The sequence below is a fragment of the Capnocytophaga sputigena genome, assembly GCF_002302495.1.
In the GTDB taxonomy this organism is placed as follows: Bacteria; Bacteroidota; Bacteroidia; order Flavobacteriales; family Flavobacteriaceae; genus Capnocytophaga; species Capnocytophaga sputigena.
On the sequence record NZ_CP022379.1, the window covers coordinates 1,325,309 to 1,345,589 of the forward strand.

The window sequence follows — 20,281 nt, forward strand, 5'->3', positions numbered from 1 at the left end:
TATTCGTACAAATTCGTGCAATTCGTGGGCGAACCCCCATCAGCGCAAGCTGAAAATATTCGTACAAATTCGTGAGATTCGTGGGCGAAACCCCATCAGCGCAAGCTGAAACATTCGTGAAAATTCGTATAATCCGTGCGCGAAACCCCATCAGCGCAAGCTGAAACATTCGTGAAAATTCGTATAATCCGTGGGCGAAACTCCCATCAGCGCAAGCTGAAACATTCGTGAAAATTCGTGAAATTCGTGGGCGAAAAACCTCATCAGCGCAAGCTGAAACATTCGTGTAAATTCGTGAAATTCGTGAGCGAACCACCATCAGCACAAGCTGAAACGTGCCTTTCATAGGAACTTTCAATCCTATATAGAGCAAGATTTTGAAAATAGCAATATAATTATGACAATACTTTTAACAGGCGCAACAGGATTCCTCGGCAGTCATTTGCTGAAAGCCTTAGTCAGCAAAGGGTATAAGGTAGTAGCACTCAAGCGCACCACCTCCAATATCTGGCGTTTAAAAGGCTTTGAAAACACTTTTATAAGCTATGATATAGACCAAGTGCCTTTGCAAAAAGTTTTTGAAGACCAGTATATTGACACTATCATTCACACAGCTTGTATGTATGGCAGAAAAGGAGAAAGTATACAGCAGATACTCAAAACAAACTTAATGTTTGGAGTAGAATTGCTTACTGCAGCAATAGATTTTAATACAAAACATTTTCTTAATACCAGCACACTTTTAGATAAACAAATAAACGCTTATGCCCTTTCAAAAAAACAATTTGAAGAATGGCTAAAAATAGCTTCTAATAAAATACAAGTAGTAAACTTAAAATTAGAACTTATGTTTGGTGAGCAAGATGGTAATGACAAATTCACTACTTGGATCTTAAATGAACTCAAACAGGAAAAACCAACCATACCACTCACCTCAGGTACACAAAAACGCGATTTTATCTATATAGATGATGTAGTGTGTGCCTACCTTACCTGCTTGGAGAAGGCTTCGCAGTTAAAAGCCTTTAATGATATAGAAGTAGGCACAGGAGTGCTTACCCCTGTAAAAACTTTTGTAACCCTTGTAAAGGAAACATTAGAAAAGCTAAAAGGTCACCCCATAGCAACTGAATTAAACTTTGGAGCACTTCCTTACCGAGAGGGGGAGATTATGGAGCCCCAAGTAGATAACAGTGTGTTGTGCTCTTTAGGATGGCAACCTAAAAGGAGTTTAGAAGAAAATATAGAACAATTTGTAAAAAACGAAATAAATAGAATAATTTGAAACTATTTTTAGAAATAAAAAGAATTTTTATTAGTAATAAAAAAATAATTGAAAACTATTTTTTTATGACTTTATTAATATTTTTAAATGCAACATTCTCTTTATTGCTTTATCCTTATTTGATTAGAACTTTAGGAGCTTCATCTTATGGCATTTATATTTTTATCACTACAGTTGTTAATTATTTTATAGTTTTTATCAGTTTTGGATTTGATTTATTAGGAACAAGAAAAATTGCTTTACATAAGGATTCTATTGAGCAAAAATCAGATATTGTCTCAAGTATATTCTCAGTAAAAATTGCATTATTCTTATTCTCATCAATAATAGCTGTTTGTATTTATTTGGTAAGCCCTTTACTTCAAAATCACAAATGGATTTATATCACTTGTTTTTTGAATACACTAACCAATATACTATTTCCTATATGGTACTTTCAAGGAATTCAAAAAATGAAAGTTGTTACTTTAACTCAGTTAACTTTTAAACTACTAACCTTACCTTTTATTTTTTATTTCATAAAGAAACCTAATGATTTATTATTGTTTTCAACTATTACAAACCTTAGTATTCTATTTAGTAGCATTTTTGCTTTTGCATACTTATTAATAGTTGAGAAAATATCACTAAAAATAGTTTCTTTAAAAAAAATGAGAGAATATATAAAAGAAGCATTCTATTTTTTTTCAAGTATTTTCCTTACAGCCTTGCATAGTTATACTTTAAATTTGATTATAGGGTTACGTTGGGGAATGACTGATTTAGCTATTTATGATTTGGCTACTAAAATAGTACAAATTCCTACAATGTTGGTCGCAAGTATCAACGATGCCCTTTTCCCTAGGATGGTAGCTAATTTCAATGTGCAATCATTGAAAAAAATCATAAAAATAGAAAGAATAATTGGCATCACTGTTGTTGCCCTAATAATAACTTTTGGTAAATTAGCTGTAAATTTATTAGGTAGTGAGGGTATGTATATGGCCTATCCTATAGCTATCATTTTATCATTTAGACTTTATGCTACTTTGCAAGTTGCTTGTTATACCTCATTAACACTTATTCCTAATCACTTAGATAGCTACATCCTAAAGGACTTACTTATAGTTACATTAGAACTTTTTATCTGTTTAGCAATAGGCTTTGCCTTGTCAAACTCTATTTTCATTATACCTATTTCAATGACCCTAATTGTTTTCTTTGAAATTGTATATCTTAAATATATTACCAATAAAAAGGTTTTTAACAAACAATAGTATGAAATCAAGACATTATATTTACTTAATGGGTGGTTTAGGTAACCAATTATATATTTTAGCTTATGCCTACTTCCTTACCCAACAACAACAAAATGAAAAAATAAGTATCCTTATGCCAAGAACTAAGGATAAGGGAGATACTACTGATAAAGCAAAACGCAATATTATTACAGAAATACCTAAACAATTAGGCTTCTCTATAGTCACATTATCTCCTAAAAAAATTGCTTACCTTTTTGCTGTCCTAATACGAATGTCTAAGATAGGTCTACAAAAAACTTTTTTAGGAAGATTCGCACGTATTTATTTAGAACCTCGTATTAATTTTGGAGAAGAGGAAAGAAAAGAACTACTAAAAAATCAAGGCTTTCATCCTGATTTAGGAAAAACAGCTCTTTTTAATTTTCATTTAGGTTATTATGCTTCTCACAAGTATATTACTGATACCTTTAAAGAAAAAACACAACAAATTCTAAAACAACTTTCTCCTAAAACAAACTTTATTATTTCGAAAAATGATGTAGCTGTTCACATCCGTAGGGGTGATTTCTTCATTGAAGAAAACAAACACATTTTCAATAGGATCGAAACTAGCTTTTACATTGAAGGATTAGAATTACTTTCAAAGAAACTTTGTATAGAAAAAATTTATATATTTTCAGATGATTTTGAAAATATCCAAGAAGAAATTCAAACTATTGCTAATAAATTTTCTATAGTACTAGTTGAAAGACAAACTGTTTTACAAGATTTAAGTTTAATGACCTATTTCGATAATTTTGTGATTGGCAATAGTACTTTTGCCTACTGGGGTGCTATATTATCAAATGCTCAAAATGTATATGTTCCTAAAAATACATTTAAGTATAATATAGGAAGAGATTTTAGAATCCTTGATCATTGGATTGTTTTAGAAAATGAAATTATTTAGATAATGAACTACAAAGAGATAACAAAAATAACTTCTATTCCCATAAAAATAACTGTAGTAAAGGAAGCTAAATTTACTATAGCAATTCCTACTTACAAACGTACCTCACTTCTTCGTGAGGCAATTGATAGTTGTTTACAACAGAAAACAAACATCCCTTTTAATATTCTAATTGTAGATAATGACCCTCAACGAAATTGCGAAACAGAAGAACTAATAACTTCCTATGTCAGTAAAAATATTTCTTACTATAAAAACACTGAAAATTTAGGACTCACAGGCAATTGGAACAAACTTTTTGAGTTAGCTCAAACTGATTTCGTAGTAATGCTCCACGATGATGACAAATTAGAAGATGATTATATTCAGAAAATCAATAAAGTCCTTAAGCACTATCAAGAAAAAATAGATGCTATTTATATAGAAACACGCTTTTTTTCATCAACATCAACACTTAAACCAAGAAAACAAGTTACTACATTACAAATACTTTCTTTATGCCCAAATGACTTTCAGTTTTATAATGTAGGATGCATTGCAGGAGCTTGTTTTAATCGGAAATCAGTTATAAAGTTAAATGGATTTAATGAATATTTTGATCCCTGTTTCGATTATGAACTACATTTACGATTATCTCAAATAGGAAAAGTTGTTAAGATTCTAAAATATCCTTTATCTTTATATAGAGTCTTGGAAAACTATAGTATGAAATGGAGCACTATAACATCTTTAAATATAAAAGATAGAGAAATACAAGATGCTATTATTCAAAATCGCTCCTCTCTATATAAAAAACTATTTCGTATTTATCAAAAGAACAGAGAACTTTTGCACTTTATTGGTACAAAAGAAGTATTTAAAGTCAATACTCCTGAAATAAATCAAAAAATAACAGAACTAAAAAGTAAAATAACTTTTGTAGACAAATTAATTTTCTTAGGTTGGCGTATTTTTGTAAAATTGCGTTTTATTTTAAAAAGAAAAACAACTATAAAACTATGAACATCGCCATTTTATACATAGCTACAGGTAGATACATCACCTTTTGGGAAGAATTCTTTAAAAGTGCTGAAAAGTACTTTATTACAGGAGCTACCAAACACTATTTTGTATTTACTGATTCTCAAAACCCTATAGAGGGAGAAGATACAAAACGCGTAAAACGTATCTACCAACAAAAATTAGGCTGGCCTTATGATACTCTTATGCGATTTGAGATTTTCCTAAAAGCTGAAAATGAATTACAGCAAATGGACTATATCTTCTTTTTCAACGCTAATATGAAATTTATAGCTCCTGTAGATAAGAATTTCTTGCCAATTGAAAAAGGATTATTAGGAGTAAAACACCCTGGTTTTTATATGAAAAAACGTCATAGTTTTACTTATGAAACAAACCCTAACTCTTTAGCTTATATGCCAGAAAATGAGGGTGAATATTACTTTATGGGAGGTCTAAATGGTGGCAAAACAAATGATTATTTAAAACTGATACATACATTAGATCAAAGAATTAAAAAAGACCTTGAAAATAACATAATCGCTCTATGGCATGACGAGAGTCACCTCAATCGATATTTGTTTGAAAACAAAGATACAGTATTAGTACAACCTGAAAATTATGGCGTTCCTGAAGGAAATAAAAAAATTGTAAATCCTAAAATTATCATTCAAAATAAAAATCACTATCGCTTTGGAGGACACCAATGGTTACGTGGGCAAACAGATGTGAAAATAACAAAACAAGCTTGGTTATGGAATCAATTTAAAACAATTTGTAAAAATAAAATAAGTCTAATACTTAAAAAGATTCTCCCTAACCCCACTAACTATGTGTTATTACAAGCCGGTTTAGGCAATCAACTTTATATGCTTTCTTACGCTTATTACCTCAAAAAACAAGGCTTTAGCAATGTAAAAATGATTGCATTCCCTCATAAAAATAATAAAGGCGATACTAAAGATAGAAACAAACGTTCACTACTCACTGAACTCCCTATAGAATTAGGCATTGAGCTATCCTATTTCGCTCATAAATATATATTGTCAGCATTAATACGCATCCAAAAAATTCCCCTATATAAAAGCATTTGGAGCAAAATCGTAAATATACAAAAAGAACCTCAAACTGAATGGGCTATATATAAAATAGCTACTCCTAAAATAGCTCTTTGGAGTTACCATATAGGCTATTACCAAGCTCATCAATATATTTCTGAAGAATTCAAACAAAAGGTAAGAACGGTAATACGAACATTAGTTCCTAATAATCCCTCTTATACAATTACTGAAAACGATGTAGCTGTTCATATCCGTCGTGGTGATTTCCTCACCTATGGTAGCGAAATATATAGCAAAATAGAAATCCCATACTATCTCAAGGCATTAGAAATTCTTAAAAACAATCTAAAAATAGAAAATATTTATATTTTCTCAGATGATTTCGAAGCTATTAAAGGGGATATACAAAAAATAAATGAACTATATAACATTGTTTTAGTAGAAGAACAATCTGTATTAGAAGATTTTGCCTTATTGCAACAATTTAGTAATTTTGCCATAGGAAATAGTACTTTTGCTTGGTGGGCAGCTATGCTCGCAACTGCTAAAAATGTAATAGTCCCTAAAAAACCTTGGAAATTTGAAATGAATAATATGTCTCCTTATCCTAAAAAATGGACTCAACTTGAAAACAAGTAATATATGAAAGAAAAAATATCAGTTCTCATTCCCACTTACAATGTAGGTAAATTTGTAGAAAAAGCTATACGAAGCGTTATGCAACAATCCTATACTAATTTGGAAATTATCGTAGTAGACGATTTCTCTACTGACGATACTTTCTCGATACTCCAAAAATTAGCAAATGAAGATAGTAGAATAAAGCTTTTTAGAAATAAACAAAATATGAAAATTGCCGCAACACTTAATTTTGCTATTGAACAAGCTACTGGAAAATATATCGCTAGAATAGATGGAGATGATATCGCTGATAATACTCGCATAGAAACCCTCTATAACTATCTACAAGAACACCCTGAAGTAAAATTAGTAAGTTCCAACCTTTTTTCTATAAACGAAAAAGATGCAATTTTAAAAGAAGAAATCTATCCAGAAAGTTTTGAATCTATTAAAAAAGTAGCTCTTTTTAGCTCGCCCGTCTCTCACCATTGGCTTACTTACAAATATATATATGAAAAATACGGTAATTACAGAATGTCTGGAGCTGAAGATTATGACTTTATTTTACGACTTATCTCTAATAACGTACCTCTCGCTAATGTACAAAAAGGATTATATTACTTAAGAATAAGAGAAGGAAATACCATTTCTACTATGGGACTCTCTCAAATAAAACTTTCTAACTATGTAAAAAAATTGCATAAAGAAAGAATGAAAAACAACACACTTACTGATAGCTATTCTTTAGAAGCTCTTAAAAAATATCTTACCACAAGCCCTTTTATTACAAAAATGCACAACATATCTGCTTCCCTTTTTAGAAAATTCGTACTAAGAAAAAAAAGAGAAGGAATCATCTATTTACCTTTGGCAATTTTGTTTTCACCTTATTACCAATTGCAACACATCAAAAATAAATTATTATACAAAATCTATAAAAAATGAAAATCGCCTTTATAATACCCTCTCTTATCAACGAAGGTCCCGTAATAGTCACTAAAGATATTATTGAAGGACTTATAAATAAAGTGGATTTAATAGATGTATATTATTTTGATGAAAGAGAAAATGCCATTTCTTTCCCTTGTAATACCTATAAAATTTCTTTTTTTGAGAAAATAGATTTCAATAAGTATGATATAGTGCACACCAATATGCTCCGTCCTGACCTTTATATATGGTATCACCGAAAAAAAACTGATAAATGTAAGTTCATTTCCACCCTACACCAAATTATTTACGACAATTTAAAAGGCAATTACAACAAATTTATAGCCTATATATTCGAAAAAATATGGGTGAAAATATTAAATAAACAAGACTCTATTGTCTATCTTACCCATTTAATGGCTAATACTTATAAAAATAGAATTCACAAACCTTATCAAGTGATCTATAATGGAAGAGCCTATCACAAAGAAAAAATAGAAGCCAAAGTAGACGAAGAATCTCAAATATTAGATATTAAAAAACAATTTAAGCTCATCGGAACCCATTGCTTGCTCACCAAAAGAAAAGGAATACACCAAACTATATTAGCCCTAAAACACCTCCCCGATTATTTCTTTATCATAGTAGGAGATGGCACAGAGTTAGAAAACTTAAAATCCTTAGCTAAGCGAGAAAACGTGTACGATCGCTGTTGGTTCTTAGGCTACAAAAAGAATGCTATTAGTTACTTGAAGTATTTTGATGTATATACTGCAACCTCTTATTCCGAGGGGTTTAGCCTCTCACTTATTGAAGCAGGACAATGCAAATTACCTACCGTATGTTCTAATATCGCTATTTTTAAAGAACAATACAATGAAAATGAAGTAGTTTTCTATGAGTTAGACAACATAGCCTCTCTATCCGAGGCGATTGTAAATGCCTTTAATAATAAACAACAGTACGCTGAAAATATATACAAACGTGCTATAGATGATTATAGCATTGAAAATATGAGTAATCAATATTTAAAACTATATTGCAAAAACTAATGAAACTCTCAGCCTCCATAGTGTTATACCAAACCAACCTCACACCTCTCAAAAAGGTCATCGATAGCTACTTCGCTTGCAAAAGTGAGGCACTACAGTTGTTCCTTGTCGACAACTCGCCCACCGATGTGCTCAAAAGCGTTGTAACGATGTACCCCGATAAGGAAATACACTATATTTTCAACAATGAGAATATGGGGTATGGCAAAGCACATAATATTGCTATCAAAAAATCTATGGAGCAAGGGCTGCCCTATCACATAGTCTTAAATCCTGATATTGTAATACAAGAAGGTGCCTTAGAAAAACTCACTCATTATATGAATGAGCACCCCGAGGTAGGCAATATAATGCCAAAAATCATCTATCCCGATGGGCAACTGCAATACCTTTGCAAACTCCTCCCCTCCCCTATCGACCTCATTTTTAGGCGTTTTATTCCTTTTAAAAAATGGAGAGACAAAAGCAACAAACATTTTGAGTTACACAACTTTAGCTATAACCAAACAATGAATATCCCCATACTCTCAGGCTGCTTTATGTTCTTGCGCACCGAAGCCCTTGAGAAAGTAGGATTATTTGATGAACAATTTTTTATGTATATGGAAGATTTCGACCTCAACCGTCGCATCCACCGTGCCTACAAAACTATCTTCTTCCCCGAAGCCATTGTTGTACACGAATACCAAAAAGCATCTTATAAAAATATCAAACTATTAAAAGCCCATATCAAATCAGCTATTTATTACTTCAATAAGTACGGCTGGTTTTTTGATAAGGAAAGGAGAATTATAAACGCCCGAACACTCCAAGAAATAGAAAAATAATCAATCCTTTCTCTCTCAGTTCATTGACATAATATCCCTGTTACAAACCTGTTACCCCTCGTTACAACTTTTTGCACACTCGCAAAATTCGCCGCAATTTTGCACCGTAAAAGTTAGGAAATAAAGTTCAGAAATGAAATAGGAAATAGAATAGTGGTCAGCCCCTCTGGACAGGCTGACGTGTCCAGCACTATCCCCTATCCCCAAAAATCTCGCTTTAGAACAATTTATCTCATAAACATTCTCTTTTGCGGATTGTCCCCCTTCGGGATTGTCGGCAATTGCCGAGTAAGTGAGTCGGGGGCTATCTCCTAACCCCTAATTATGAACAACTTTAAAATCAAACAAAAATGGCAAAAAGTATTAATAACATCGTAACAGAAGGACTTTCAGGTCGAATTGGTAAACAAATCGTTTTCAGCCAACGCAATGGCGAAACCATCGTTTCTAAATTCCCAGTGCGCACCAAAAAGCCTACCGCTAAACAAATAGCACAGCAAACAAAATTCTCAAATGCTATCACCTACGGCAAAAACGCTTTGCAGGACAACGCTCTTAAAGAAGCCTACACCACCGAAGCCCTCAAACGCAAAGGTGTAACAGCCTACAACCTCGCTGTCGCCGATTTCCTCAAAGCTCCCGTGATAGAAACCGTAGACGTTTCAGCCTACAAAGGTCTTGCAAGTGGAGAAAAAATAGCGATTGCAGTAACCGATAATTTTAAGGTAACCAGCGTAAAAGTAGCTATCTTAGGTAGCGACGAAAGTACCGTAGAACAAGGCGAAGCAACTCTCAAAGAAGGCAAATGGATTTATAGCACCACCGCTACCAATACCTCTCTCTCAGGTGATAAAGTAGTAGTAACCGCTACCGACCGCCCTGGTAACAAAACCGTAAAGGAAATAACCCTCTAATCTCAACTCGTTATTATAACGACAATTAAAAAAACAATAGGCTCATCTATAGCTAAATGAGCCTATTGTTTTGTATATAAGAAAAATTATATGAGATAGGAAAAATCTCAATGTTTTTTATAACTTTGCAACTCAAAACATTTAACTTTATTAAAAAACACACATATTTATGATAAACTCTCTCATACTGAAGAAATATTCCCCTAAGAATATGCTCAAAGGTGAAGATTTCCTAGAAAAAGAAACCAATAGTATTCACAATGCCTTGTTTTTACCCGTTACTATTGTTTCTTCATTTGTATATTATGCAGCTCATACCAATATAGAAAATAAAATCCTTGTATATATAGCCACTATTTTCGGAATTATCTATTATATACTCACCCGACTCATTTTCACCTACCGATTGCAAAAACACTTAGCTCAAACAATAACCAACTATCAATTTAAATGGAATTTATGGTTTGTAGATTGGAGAGATGAAGCCCTACAACAAGCGTGGACAGAAAAACTACAAGTATTGCGCAAACGCGGAGAACTCACTCACCAAAAACACCAAAAAATACTGCATACTTACGAGCAACATAGCACCGCAAAATGGGCTTATATAGGACTTTTCTTACTAATTTGTGTAAGTACTTTTTTCGCTCTTTTGCTAACTACTACTAAGTCTCACCACAAACTAACCGATTTCAATAGAAACAGACGTAGAACATTAACTGCTAAAGTACAAGTTTTAACAAAGACATCTATTGATAAGAATCTTGTTACTATCAGTCCGTTAAATTTTTATTAGAAGAATTCTTGATTTTATAACACAAACTATTTTTTCATTATAGTAAATCAAGATCAAAAAATATCACCAAAACAACCCCATTTCCAATATTTTTCGTAACTTCGCCCCTTGAACAATCACCTTTATTACACCAAATAATAAAATGACAAAAAAAGCACTCATTACAGGTATCACAGGGCAGGACGGTGCCTATCTCGCTGAGTACCTGCTTAAAAAAGGATATGAGGTACACGGTATGAAACGCCGCTCATCCCTCTTCAATACCGACCGTATTGACCACCTCTACCAAGATCCTCATTTAGAACACCGCAACCTCATCCTACACTACGGCGACCTCACCGATAGTATGAATATCACCCGCCTTATCCAAGAGGTACAACCCGATGAAATCTACAACCTCGCTGCGATGAGCCACGTGCACGTGAGTTTCCAAACCCCCGAATACGTAGGCAATGCCGATGGTCTCGGCACTTTGCGCATCCTCGAAGCAGTACGCCTCTTGGGGCTTACCGAAAAAACGCGTATCTATCAAGCTTCTACCTCCGAACTTTACGGTTTAGTGCAAGAAGTACCTCAAAGTGAGCGTACTCCTTTCTACCCGCGTTCTCCTTATGCAGTCGCTAAATTGTATGCCTATTGGATTACCGTAAACTACCGCGAAGCCTATAATATGCACGCCTCTAATGGTATCCTCTTCAACCACGAATCTCCTATACGTGGGGAGACTTTCGTAACTCGCAAAGTAACCCGTGCGCTAAGCAGGGTAGCGTTGGGTATGCAGGATAAGTTCTATATGGGTAACCTCAGTTCACAGCGCGACTGGGGGCACGCCAAAGATTATATCAAGGCGATGTACCTGATCTTGCAACAGCCTGCTCCTAGTGATTATGTAATTGCTACAGGTATCACTACCGCCATCCGCGATTTTATCACAATGGCAGCTAAAGAAATAGGTCTCACTATCGAATTTAAAGGCGAAGGTGTAGACGAAAAAGGCTATATCACTGCAGTAGACGCTTCTGTTTTCAGCGAAAAAGTAGGCGAAAAGTACCTCAGTGCTATACGCGAACGTATTACCAATAACCCCGAAGTGGTGAATGTAGACCCTCAGTATTTCCGCCCTACTGAGGTGGATTTGCTCATAGGCGACCCTACCAAATCGCAAACTGTTTTAGGTTGGAAACCTGAGTATGACCTCAAAGGATTAATCGAAGATATGATGCGCTCGGATATCAAACTCTTCAAACGCGATGCTTACCTCAAAGAAGGTGGTTTCACCATAATGAATTACTTTGAATAACAATGGATAAAAACGCTAAAATATATATCGCAGGACACAAAGGGTTAGTGGGTTCTGCTATTTGGAAGAATCTTTCTCAAAAAGGATATACTAATTTGATAGGCAGAACCAGTGCCGAACTCGACCTACGTGATGCACAAGCTGTCGCTCAATTCTTTAAAGATGAAAAACCCGAGTATGTCTTCTTGGCAGCAGCCAAAGTAGGGGGCATTATGGCTAACAACACTTATCGCGCCGATTTTATCTACGAAAACCTAATGATTCAAAACAATGTAATTCATTCGGCTTACGAAAATAAGGTGAAAAAACTGTTATTTTTAGGGAGTACTTGCATCTACCCTAAGGAAGCCCCTCAGCCTATGAAAGAAGACTGTTTGCTCACCTCTCCGCTGGAATACACCAATGAACCTTATGCCATTGCTAAGATTGCCGGCATCAAGCTATGCGAGAGTTACAACCTGCAATACGGCACTAATTATATTGCTGTAATGCCTACCAACCTCTATGGGCCTAACGATAATTTTCACCTCGAAAACTCACACGTATTACCAGCAATGGTACGCAAAATACACTTAGCCAATGCCTTGCTTAAAAATGATTGGGAAGCAGTAAAAATAGACCTCAACAAACGCCCTGTAGAAGGTGTTACAGGTGAAAGTAGCAAGGAATCCATACAAACCATTTTAGCTAAATATGGCATCACCGATAAAAAAGTAACTTTATGGGGTACTGGCACACCTTTGCGCGAGTTCTTGTGGAGTGAAGATATGGCCGATGCTTGTGTGTTTCTAATGGAACGCATCAATTTTAAAGATACTTACCCCACCAATACCAAAGAGGTGCGCAATACGCACATCAACATTGGTACGGGCAAAGAGATTTCTATCAAAGAGCTTGCTTATATGATAAAAGAGACCATTGCCTATCAAGGAGAAATAATATTCGATAGTACCAAACCCGATGGTACAATGCGTAAACTCACCGACCCCTCTAAACTACATCAACTCGGTTGGCAACACGCCATCGAACTACAACAAGGCATAAAACTGATGTACGAACATTATTGCAATTCTTAATAATTAACGTGAGTTCGATATAACAGAACATCGAACTCACGTTATTTCTCAATTTTTGTTGTATTCTTATGGACTAATACCTAAATTCCTCCCAACCATATTGCCAATATTTGGGATTAGGACCAAAATCTCCATCTCCTAAATCAAAATCTCCGGAGCAGGGTATGCGATATTCTCCCCAAGAGGCTATAGAGGCTTTTTTAGTTTTGTAACTCGTCCAAGTGCCAAAAAATTGGTAGTTTCTTTCACCATCATCGTGGAAAGGAATATAATAAACCGGTGCTGCATTTACCTTTTTGAGCCACATTACAATCATCTTTCCTTTAAAAACGCCAGTAGCTGTAAGATTTTCATCTTCTGCTAATTCATAAGAAAAAGTTGAATATCCTACTATTTCTCCCTTTTTAGGAAGAGGAACATCAACAGTTTGTTCTGCAAATTTGTAATGAGACCGCAAAGAGAAAGTTCCTTTGAAAGTCCGTTTGTTTTTGTTCATCACAGTGCTAAAACCCTCTACCTCATATACATCTTTGTTTTCTTCACTCTTCTTTATGGAAGTGAAAGTGATACGTAACCTTTTATAATTAGTTCCTATAAATCCTAAAAAGTTGCTTTTTTCAGCATTTAATACTTTCTCCATATCAAGAGTAGCAGTATATTTTTTATAAGGGATATCATAAGTTGTTTCCTTTACAACATCCTCAAAAGTACAAGGTTGTGCATACATCGCGCTACATAGCAGCACTAATGTATAACAAAACCATCTGTTTAATAATTTCTTCATATTTTTCAGCTGCTTTTTTATTTGAAATTATTCCCGAAATTGATACTCTTCTACTAAACTATCGATATATCTATCCTGTAACCTATTGATTTCTTGTTCTATTTCATCTGTAACAGTATATGTTTTTCTTATTGACCATTTGCCATTTTCTAAAACATAAGCATCTTCCTTATAAGGATACTTAGGATTATACGAAGTTTCTAAATGTGGTGTGTATTTCAAATATTTTTTTGGAATAATAAAAACAACAGCATTGAAATGTTGGTTGAGTTCTTCTATTGATAATGACATTATTTCTTTTCTTATTTTATCTTTACACACTTCTTCACCATTACATTTAGATGCAATGATAAAAGTATCAAATCGATTTGTCTTAGGAATTAGAATAACATTCGCATTTCCTAATTTATTTCCTTTGTATGGACATCCATAATATGGAATTTGATAATACCCCTCTCTTTCGGAAAATTCATCATATTTAAAGATTTTATATAACTCTTTTCTATTTATATTGGTTGTATCATTTTTATTTTCTATAAATGCTTGGTAATCGTCATTTACTTTTTGAGCTTGCTCAGTAGGAATTTCATCTGGATTTTGTTTTCTCCTCTCCTTAAACATTCGTTGATTGGGTATGGTGTATAGAGAAAATTCACAAACAAAGCTTGTTAGGTAAAGAATTAGTAATATTACAAGCCTTTTCCAACCCATTTTCATAAAGAACAAAGAAAACAGATAAACAAGAGGATAGACCAAGATTATCCAAAAAAAACAAGCGAACAATATTGTCATTATAGCTGAAAATAGATAATCAAAACAGAAACAAGAATTTTCATACCACATTCTATTGAAAAAGCGATGCGCCTGTGGATAATTGTAATATACAGTAGCTAAAAATATAAATACCAGAAATAAGACTACTTGTACCTTGTATATATTGTGACTGTATTTTCTTAAAAACATAAATAAAGTTTGATGTGAGAAATATATAGTTAAACATTCATTAATCTCATAAACAGTTTCACTATTTATCTAAGCCTCGCACTGATTACACGGATAAATCTGTATTATCAGTTGTGATGTGCCTATAGAACTGATGTTATTTAATACCATACTCTTTTTGTTTTGCTATAAATAAAGAATCTATATCATTAAATTTTACATAGACATCTTTTGCATTTAAGAGTGTTCCTTTCTTGTTATAAACAAATCTATAAGTATAGAAACCTGTATTATTTTTTCTGCAGTATATTGTATAATTAATGATATTATTTTGATTGTGATGACCTAAATATTGAATATTATCCCACGTTCCCTCCCAAAAAGATGGAGCATAGGGTTCCCCTTCCTCAAAATCACAAGTCAAGTGTTTATCTGCTTTATAAAAAAATAAGTTTATATCCTTTTTTCTTACAGAATCAACTGAAAAATTTCTATAAATAAACATTTCAACTTCTTTTTTTATTGATAGAGTATCATTGGGGAAATTATCAACCACATAAATACTATTATTAATTATCTTACAAAAAGTTGTGGGTTTATTGGGATTGAAATCGCTACAAGAAGTAATTCCAAAAACTAAAAATATCATCAATACGAATTTTAGCATATCTTAAATTTTAAGGTTTGTTCTTTTTCCTCTATCGTAATAAAAGGTTTATAACCTCATATATATTGAAATTTTTAAATAGCAATTATCCAGCCTAATATAAAAAGTAATACCCATACAATATGTAACACCCAAACAATGATTGCCCTATCAGTATCTCTTATCTTCTTTTGCCAAAGGTATAATAACAAAGAACAAATCACTACATACACCCCCAACAATATGTAATACACTTGATATTGCCACAAAGGTGGTTTGTATATTTCATAATCCATTCGTTGCATCAAATCTTCTGTGTCAAACCAACTTCCATTCATCCAAGAAAACTGAAATATCGCAACAATATTGTAAATCCAAAATAAAAATATAATTTTATATAGTTTCATTATTTAGAGCTTTTTCTTCATTAGAGTTTACAGGCAACCTCCTTTTTAGCCCAATATATGCACTTTTTATCATCTATTTACTTCTCTTATTTCTCAACTGTTCCAATCGGAATTTTTGAAAATTTTTATAAAAAACAAAATCTTCAGGAAGTAGTTCGTCAGCAATATGCCATTCGATAGTATCTCTTTGTCTGAAAATATAGAAACATTCGTAAGGATAATCACGAATGAATTTGAAATTTAAAAAAGGATATGCTTTAGCATTATTGAGATATGCTTCAGGTATTGATAAAAAAAGACTATCTGCATTGAAAGGGATATCCGCTATGATAGAATTTTTAAGCTGAACGCCCTCATCATAATTTTCTTCATAGATTAGATATCTATTTTTAGTAATCACTACACTCTCTCTAATGCTACATTGCCTACATTTATAGGGATGTCACATCTTACATAAAAATATTTAATCTTTAGAATTTCATTTTCATTGGATTTTTGTGCTTTCTCTATGATATTTTTGTCGCTTTTCTGTTGTTTGGTAGAACAAAAAAAGAGTGAAAAAGCGATTAGTAACAAGTAAAATTTCATCTGTTTAGGAATTTGAAAGGTAATACGCTGACAAAGGTAATGGTTTTTTAGTAGAAATCAAAAAGTTTTTTTCTAATAAGAAGAGCTAATTCAATTAACAAAAGTGGTGTGAAGGGATTGGCAGCTGGTGCAGCTAGATTGCACGGATTGTGGTGTAAATATGGTTGCAAGTTAATGTTTTGTTATGCCTTTAAAGTATAGACATAAAAAAATACGCTCTAAGGCGTATTTTTATTAGGGTTTCCCTTTGGGTGGAATATGGGGCTCGAACCCACGACCTTCGGAACCACAATCCGACGCTCTAACCAACTGAGCTAAAACCACCGTCTTTATTTTTTCGGGGGCAAAAGTAATACCTTTTTTTGAAACTACCAAACTTTTTTAAGTGAAAAATGAAAAATGAAAAGTGAAAAGTTTGTATAGGTTTGACTTTTAAATACTTGATATAAGTGAAAAGCGTATAATTTTGACTTATAAACTCTTGTTACTTATTACTCACATACCCAGCTGTAAGCCCTCACTGGATTTAGCTGTTACCTATCAATTGTGATAAGAGTGGGGCTTGTTCGTCTTTTGCCGATAGGATAATATCTTTTTCTGGCAGCTGCCAATCTATCGCTATAGTAGGGTCGTTCCAGCGCACACTTCCCTCACTCTGAGGGGCGTAGTAGTTGTCGCATTTGTACTGAAAAATAGCTTCTTCACTCAGTACGGCAAAACCGTGTGCAAAGCCTTGTGGAATAAAAAACTGTCGTTTGTTTTCCTCACTAAGCACTACCGATTCGTATTGTCCAAAAGTGGGTGAGCCTTTGCGCAAATCTACTGCTACATCTAATACTTTGCCTTTCACAACTCGTACTAATTTGGATTGTGCAAAAGGGGGCTTTTGGAAGTGCAAGCCACGCAATACGCCATAACTGGATTTCGATTCGTTGTCCTGCACAAATGTGATGGGGGCTACTTGTTCGTTGAAACGCTGCTGTGAAAATGACTCGAAAAAATAACCTCTGTCGTCAAAGAATACTTGTGGCTCTATAATTACCACGCCTTCTAATTTAGTTTTGATTACTTTCATCAGTGGGGGTTTGTTCGTCTGTGGGTTCTGAAACTTCCTCTGTAATTTTCTTAGATTTCTTAGAGGTTTTTCCTAAATTTCTATTAGTTTTAAGTGCATTGATACGCTCGTTGATAAGGTCGGCGGTGATGAAATCTATACTGGGCTCAGTATACGATTTTTGATAGGTTTTCAATGCTTTTTTGTAATCTTCGGTTTTTTCGTAGTATTCGGCTAAGAAGAAGTTAGGCATAGCGGTTTTTACATAACCATTGCTTTCTACATATTTTGCTAACTTCCTAAGTGACTCCCAATCGGCGGCAGATTTGATAGCGGTATAGGTTGCCATTACATCGTTGAGCAAAGGTTTCTTTTTGAGTCCAAAGTATTGTTCGATAGTGTTGTATTTGTTTTCTAAATATTCAAAAATATTATTGTTAAGGGTTTCTATTTGGGTTTTGTATTCCTTGCCTCCTATAGGTTTATAGATATCGAAACACTCATCAAGTGCTTGGGCTATTCCCTGCAATTTGGCGGAGTTGATAGCATTGCCTTTCATATTGGCAAAGCGATAGACTACCGATTCGTGTGAGGGTACAGAACGCAAGCCTTTTTCAAAATTGATTGCCTTGTCGTAGTTGAGTTTGTTTTCTACATCGGCGGTTGCCATATAGTAGTACAAGCGGTGTTGATTTTTTGAGGGACCTGTAGCTAGAGCAGTGGCTATTTCGGGTGCCATACGTGGGATTACTGTAGGGTTCAAACTCACGTACATACTGAAAGGTGACTTGGGGCTGAGCAGGTAGTAGTTGATTAAGAATCCAGCCTCCTCTGAAGCTACAATTCCTTTGAAGTTGGCGATAGGGTATTTGCCTTGTATATAGGGTACTAATTCATTGGAAATAAACTCGAAATAGCGTGCCGACTCATTCATAGGACGTCCTACCTCATCGATGACAGCTACATCTTCTAACTTTTCATCGAATACGCCTACTACTATACATTTGGGCATTTCTTGGAATTGTTCGTAATAACGCACGGCGGTTACCACGGGTTCCATTAGGGTGTTGGCATTGAGCACTACTATGAGTGGGTAGGTTTGTTTATCGGTGTAACCTGCGGGCTTGTAGATGCCTAATTTTTGGCGATTGCCTGTTGTGCCTGAAGTGAAAGTTTCGTTGCTAATTTGAGCAAAAATACTTTGTGCCATTAATATGGCGATAAGGAGTGTACATAATTTCTTCATCTGCATAGATTTTTTTGTTTGAGCGTACAAAATAACTAAAAAAGGCTTATATAAAAAAGTTATCCACTGCTTTTTAACGAAACTTTAACGGTGGAAAAAGTTATCAATGTGAGTTCGACGTAATTAATTGTTTAACAATCAGCAAAATATTTTAAATCTCCCACTAATTTCACGAATTTTCACAAATTTGGGACTCTATAAAACTCTTTACTTTACATTATCTCACAAATTTTCACCTGACGGTGAATTATTCTGTAAATATATTATGATACAAATCTGTAAATCAATATTCTGTTATATCGAACTGAGATTAATTAGCAATTTTGCTAATTGGAAAATTTGCTCATTATACTGATACTTGTGCTTTGATGGCGGGATAGGGGTCATAGCCTTCTAAGCGGAAATCCTCGTAGTCGAAAGCAAAAAGGTCTTTTACAGCTGGATTGAGGTGCATAGTAGGCAATTCACGCGGGATACGGCTGAGCTGTAAAGCTACTTGTTCGCGGTGGTTGTTGTAGATGTGTACATCGCCGAAAGTATGCACAAAATCACCTACTTGCAAATCGCATACTTGGGCGAGCATCATTGTGAGCAAAGCGTACGAGGCTATGTTGAAAGGTACGCCTAAAAACACATCGGCGCTGCGTTGATACAACTGACAGGATAACTTGCCATCGGCGACATAGAACTGAAATAAGGCGTGGCAAGGGGGTAAGGCAGCTTTGCCATTGGCTACATTCTCGGCAAACGATTTTCCGGTATCGGGTAATACCGAAGGATTCCAAGCCGATACAATGATGCGGCGGCTTTCAGGATTGTGTTTGAGGGTTTCTATCACCGTTTTTATCTGGTCGATAGCCTCCCCATTCCAATTGCGCCACTGTGCGCCATACACAGGACCAAGGTCGCCGTTCTCATCAGCCCACTCGTTCCAGATACGCACGCCGTGATCGGTGAGGTATTTGATATTGGTATCGCCTTTTAAGAACCACAAGAGTTCGTAAATCACTGATTTTAGATGTATTTTTTTAGTAGTCACCAAAGGGAACCCCTTGCTGAGGTCAAAGCGCATTTGGTAACCGAACACGCTGGTTGTACCGGTACCAGTGCGGTCGTCTTTAGAATAGCCATTTTCAAGGATATGGCGCAAAAGGTCGTGATATACTTTCATTTGTCGATTGAATAGCCTCACCCCCGTTCCCCCTCTCCCAAGGAGAGGGGGCAAGCTGCAAAAGTGAGTGTTTATAAGATAAAATATTTTATAATTTGCTGATTATTAGATTAGCTGATTAGCAGGGCGCAAAGGTACGGATAATTTGTTGATTTGAAGCGAGTCGCACGGGCTTATTTTTGGCAACTTGTTAATTCCTTTGATTTTCAGTAGTTAAAAAAGTTTTTTATCAATTTATTTAAAAAAATCTTCTAAAAAATTTGCAGATTACAAAAATAGCAGTACCTTTGCACCGCAAAAATGCAAAATCGCTGGTCTATGGTGTAATGGTAACACAGCAGATTTTGGTTCTGTTATTCTAGGTTCGAGTCCTAGTAGACCAACGAAAAAGG

The 20,281-nt window shown here is 34.5% G+C and carries 20 protein-coding genes and 2 tRNA genes; 13 read left to right on the top strand and 9 right to left on the bottom strand.

Features of this window, described 5'->3' with window-relative positions; translation table 11 throughout:
* Positions 1–397: 397 nt before the first annotated feature.
* The 12 genes from CGC57_RS05730 (at position 398) to CGC57_RS05785 (ending at position 13,051) form a co-directional block, all read left to right on the top strand.
* Positions 398–1,285 (top strand): NAD-dependent epimerase/dehydratase family protein, encoded by an 888-nt coding sequence (locus CGC57_RS05730; protein ID WP_095898341.1) that lies wholly within the window; start codon positions 398–400, stop codon positions 1,283–1,285.
* A complete protein-coding gene (locus CGC57_RS05735; protein ID WP_095898342.1) occupies positions 1,282–2,541 on the top strand; it encodes an oligosaccharide flippase family protein in 1,260 nt (419 codons plus the stop codon). The genes CGC57_RS05730 and CGC57_RS05735 overlap by 4 nt, the downstream gene beginning before the upstream one ends.
* A 1-nt stretch (position 2,542) precedes the next feature.
* On the top strand, positions 2,543–3,475 hold the full coding sequence (locus CGC57_RS05740) for an alpha-1,2-fucosyltransferase (protein WP_095898343.1): 933 nt from the start codon (positions 2,543–2,545) through the stop codon (positions 3,473–3,475).
* Between the two features lie 3 nt (positions 3,476–3,478).
* On the top strand, positions 3,479–4,477 hold the full coding sequence (locus tag CGC57_RS05745; protein WP_095898344.1) for a glycosyltransferase family 2 protein: 999 nt from the start codon (positions 3,479–3,481) through the stop codon (positions 4,475–4,477).
* Positions 4,474–6,174: a family 6 glucosyltransferase gene (locus CGC57_RS05750; RefSeq protein ID WP_095899468.1), complete on the top strand. Its 1,701-nt coding sequence runs from the start codon at positions 4,474–4,476 to the stop codon at positions 6,172–6,174. Before CGC57_RS05745 ends, CGC57_RS05750 begins: the two co-directional genes overlap by 4 nt.
* Positions 6,175–6,177: 3 nt before the next feature.
* Positions 6,178–7,101, top strand: coding sequence for a glycosyltransferase family 2 protein (locus tag CGC57_RS05755; protein WP_095898345.1), 924 nt, complete (start codon positions 6,178–6,180; stop codon positions 7,099–7,101).
* Positions 7,098–8,138, top strand: a complete 1,041-nt coding sequence (locus CGC57_RS05760) for a glycosyltransferase family 4 protein (RefSeq protein ID WP_095898346.1) — start codon at positions 7,098–7,100, stop codon at positions 8,136–8,138. The genes CGC57_RS05755 and CGC57_RS05760 overlap by 4 nt, the downstream gene beginning before the upstream one ends.
* A complete protein-coding gene (locus CGC57_RS05765; RefSeq protein ID WP_095898347.1) occupies positions 8,138–8,965 on the top strand; it encodes a glycosyltransferase family 2 protein in 828 nt (275 codons plus the stop codon). The genes CGC57_RS05760 and CGC57_RS05765 overlap by 1 nt, the downstream gene beginning before the upstream one ends.
* A 350-nt stretch (positions 8,966–9,315) precedes the next feature.
* Positions 9,316–9,879 (top strand): hypothetical protein, encoded by a 564-nt coding sequence (locus CGC57_RS05770; protein WP_095898348.1) that lies wholly within the window; start codon positions 9,316–9,318, stop codon positions 9,877–9,879.
* Between the two features lie 169 nt (positions 9,880–10,048).
* Entirely contained in the window at positions 10,049–10,675 is a 627-nt protein-coding gene (locus CGC57_RS05775; protein WP_095898349.1) for a hypothetical protein, read from the top strand.
* A 142-nt stretch (positions 10,676–10,817) separates the two neighbouring features.
* The gene (gene gmd, locus CGC57_RS05780; protein ID WP_095898350.1) at positions 10,818–11,975 is read left to right on the top strand and encodes a GDP-mannose 4,6-dehydratase; all 1,158 of its coding nucleotides are present in this window, start codon (positions 10,818–10,820) and stop codon (positions 11,973–11,975) included.
* Positions 11,976–11,977: 2 nt separating this feature from the next.
* Positions 11,978–13,051: a GDP-L-fucose synthase family protein gene (locus CGC57_RS05785; RefSeq protein WP_095898351.1), complete on the top strand. Its 1,074-nt coding sequence runs from the start codon at positions 11,978–11,980 to the stop codon at positions 13,049–13,051.
* Between the two features lie 73 nt (positions 13,052–13,124).
* Here the strand turns inward: CGC57_RS05785 and CGC57_RS05790 are convergent, their stop codons facing one another.
* The 9 genes from CGC57_RS05790 to CGC57_RS05830 all read right to left on the bottom strand — a co-directional run bounded on the left by CGC57_RS05790 (position 13,125) and on the right by CGC57_RS05830 (position 19,889).
* Complete coding sequence (locus CGC57_RS05790; RefSeq protein WP_232747290.1) at positions 13,125–13,835, bottom strand: hypothetical protein; 711 nt, start codon at positions 13,833–13,835, stop codon at positions 13,125–13,127.
* Between the two features lie 27 nt (positions 13,836–13,862).
* Positions 13,863–14,546, bottom strand: a complete 684-nt coding sequence (locus CGC57_RS05795) for a hypothetical protein (protein ID WP_232747291.1) — start codon at positions 14,544–14,546, stop codon at positions 13,863–13,865.
* Positions 14,547–14,934: 388 nt separating this feature from the next.
* Complete coding sequence (locus tag CGC57_RS05800; protein WP_095898353.1) at positions 14,935–15,444, bottom strand: hypothetical protein; 510 nt, start codon at positions 15,442–15,444, stop codon at positions 14,935–14,937.
* Between the two features lie 74 nt (positions 15,445–15,518).
* Complete coding sequence (locus CGC57_RS05805; protein ID WP_095898354.1) at positions 15,519–15,830, bottom strand: hypothetical protein; 312 nt, start codon at positions 15,828–15,830, stop codon at positions 15,519–15,521.
* A gap of 73 nt (positions 15,831–15,903) precedes the next feature.
* Positions 15,904–16,230, bottom strand: a complete 327-nt coding sequence (locus CGC57_RS12975; protein ID WP_232747293.1) for a hypothetical protein — start codon at positions 16,228–16,230, stop codon at positions 15,904–15,906.
* A gap of 437 nt (positions 16,231–16,667) precedes the next feature.
* A tRNA-His gene (locus CGC57_RS05815) sits at positions 16,668–16,743 on the bottom strand.
* 201 nt (positions 16,744–16,944) lie between these two features.
* A complete protein-coding gene (gene rfbC, locus CGC57_RS05820) occupies positions 16,945–17,493 on the bottom strand; it encodes a dTDP-4-dehydrorhamnose 3,5-epimerase (RefSeq protein WP_095898355.1) in 549 nt (182 codons plus the stop codon).
* Positions 17,474–18,718: an alpha/beta hydrolase-fold protein gene (locus tag CGC57_RS05825; RefSeq protein ID WP_095898356.1), complete on the bottom strand. Its 1,245-nt coding sequence runs from the start codon at positions 18,716–18,718 to the stop codon at positions 17,474–17,476. Before CGC57_RS05825 ends, rfbC begins: the two co-directional genes overlap by 20 nt.
* 346 nt (positions 18,719–19,064) lie before the next feature.
* Positions 19,065–19,889: a thymidylate synthase gene (locus CGC57_RS05830; RefSeq protein ID WP_095899470.1), complete on the bottom strand. Its 825-nt coding sequence runs from the start codon at positions 19,887–19,889 to the stop codon at positions 19,065–19,067.
* A gap of 312 nt (positions 19,890–20,201) precedes the next feature.
* On the opposite strand from CGC57_RS05830, the gene CGC57_RS05835 reads away from it, so the two are divergent.
* Positions 20,202–20,272: transfer RNA gene (locus CGC57_RS05835), tRNA-Gln, on the top strand.
* Positions 20,273–20,281: the final 9 nt, after the last annotated feature.

Coding starts and splice junctions, on each gene's coding strand:
- CGC57_RS05730 (WP_095898341.1), top strand. CDS start 398: ATGACAATACTTTTAACAGGCGCAACAGGATTCCTCGGCAGTCATTTG.
- CGC57_RS05740 (WP_095898343.1), top strand. CDS start 2,543: ATGAAATCAAGACATTATATTTACTTAATGGGTGGTTTAGGTAACCAA.
- CGC57_RS05745 (WP_095898344.1), top strand. CDS start 3,479: ATGAACTACAAAGAGATAACAAAAATAACTTCTATTCCCATAAAAATA.
- CGC57_RS05750 (WP_095899468.1), top strand. CDS start 4,474: ATGAACATCGCCATTTTATACATAGCTACAGGTAGATACATCACCTTT.
- CGC57_RS05755 (WP_095898345.1), top strand. CDS start 6,178: ATGAAAGAAAAAATATCAGTTCTCATTCCCACTTACAATGTAGGTAAA.
- CGC57_RS05760 (WP_095898346.1), top strand. CDS start 7,098: ATGAAAATCGCCTTTATAATACCCTCTCTTATCAACGAAGGTCCCGTA.
- CGC57_RS05765 (WP_095898347.1), top strand. CDS start 8,138: ATGAAACTCTCAGCCTCCATAGTGTTATACCAAACCAACCTCACACCT.
- CGC57_RS05770 (WP_095898348.1), top strand. CDS start 9,316: ATGGCAAAAAGTATTAATAACATCGTAACAGAAGGACTTTCAGGTCGA.
- CGC57_RS05775 (WP_095898349.1), top strand. CDS start 10,049: ATGATAAACTCTCTCATACTGAAGAAATATTCCCCTAAGAATATGCTC.
- gmd (WP_095898350.1), top strand. CDS start 10,818: ATGACAAAAAAAGCACTCATTACAGGTATCACAGGGCAGGACGGTGCC.
- CGC57_RS05785 (WP_095898351.1), top strand. CDS start 11,978: ATGGATAAAAACGCTAAAATATATATCGCAGGACACAAAGGGTTAGTG.
- CGC57_RS05790 (WP_232747290.1), bottom strand. CDS start 13,835: ATGAAGAAATTATTAAACAGATGGTTTTGTTATACATTAGTGCTGCTA.
- CGC57_RS05795 (WP_232747291.1), bottom strand. CDS start 14,546: ATGGGTTGGAAAAGGCTTGTAATATTACTAATTCTTTACCTAACAAGC.
- CGC57_RS05800 (WP_095898353.1), bottom strand. CDS start 15,444: ATGCTAAAATTCGTATTGATGATATTTTTAGTTTTTGGAATTACTTCT.
- CGC57_RS05805 (WP_095898354.1), bottom strand. CDS start 15,830: ATGAAACTATATAAAATTATATTTTTATTTTGGATTTACAATATTGTT.
- rfbC (WP_095898355.1), bottom strand. CDS start 17,493: ATGAAAGTAATCAAAACTAAATTAGAAGGCGTGGTAATTATAGAGCCA.
- CGC57_RS05825 (WP_095898356.1), bottom strand. CDS start 18,718: ATGAAGAAATTATGTACACTCCTTATCGCCATATTAATGGCACAAAGT.
- CGC57_RS05830 (WP_095899470.1), bottom strand. CDS start 19,889: ATGAAAGTATATCACGACCTTTTGCGCCATATCCTTGAAAATGGCTAT.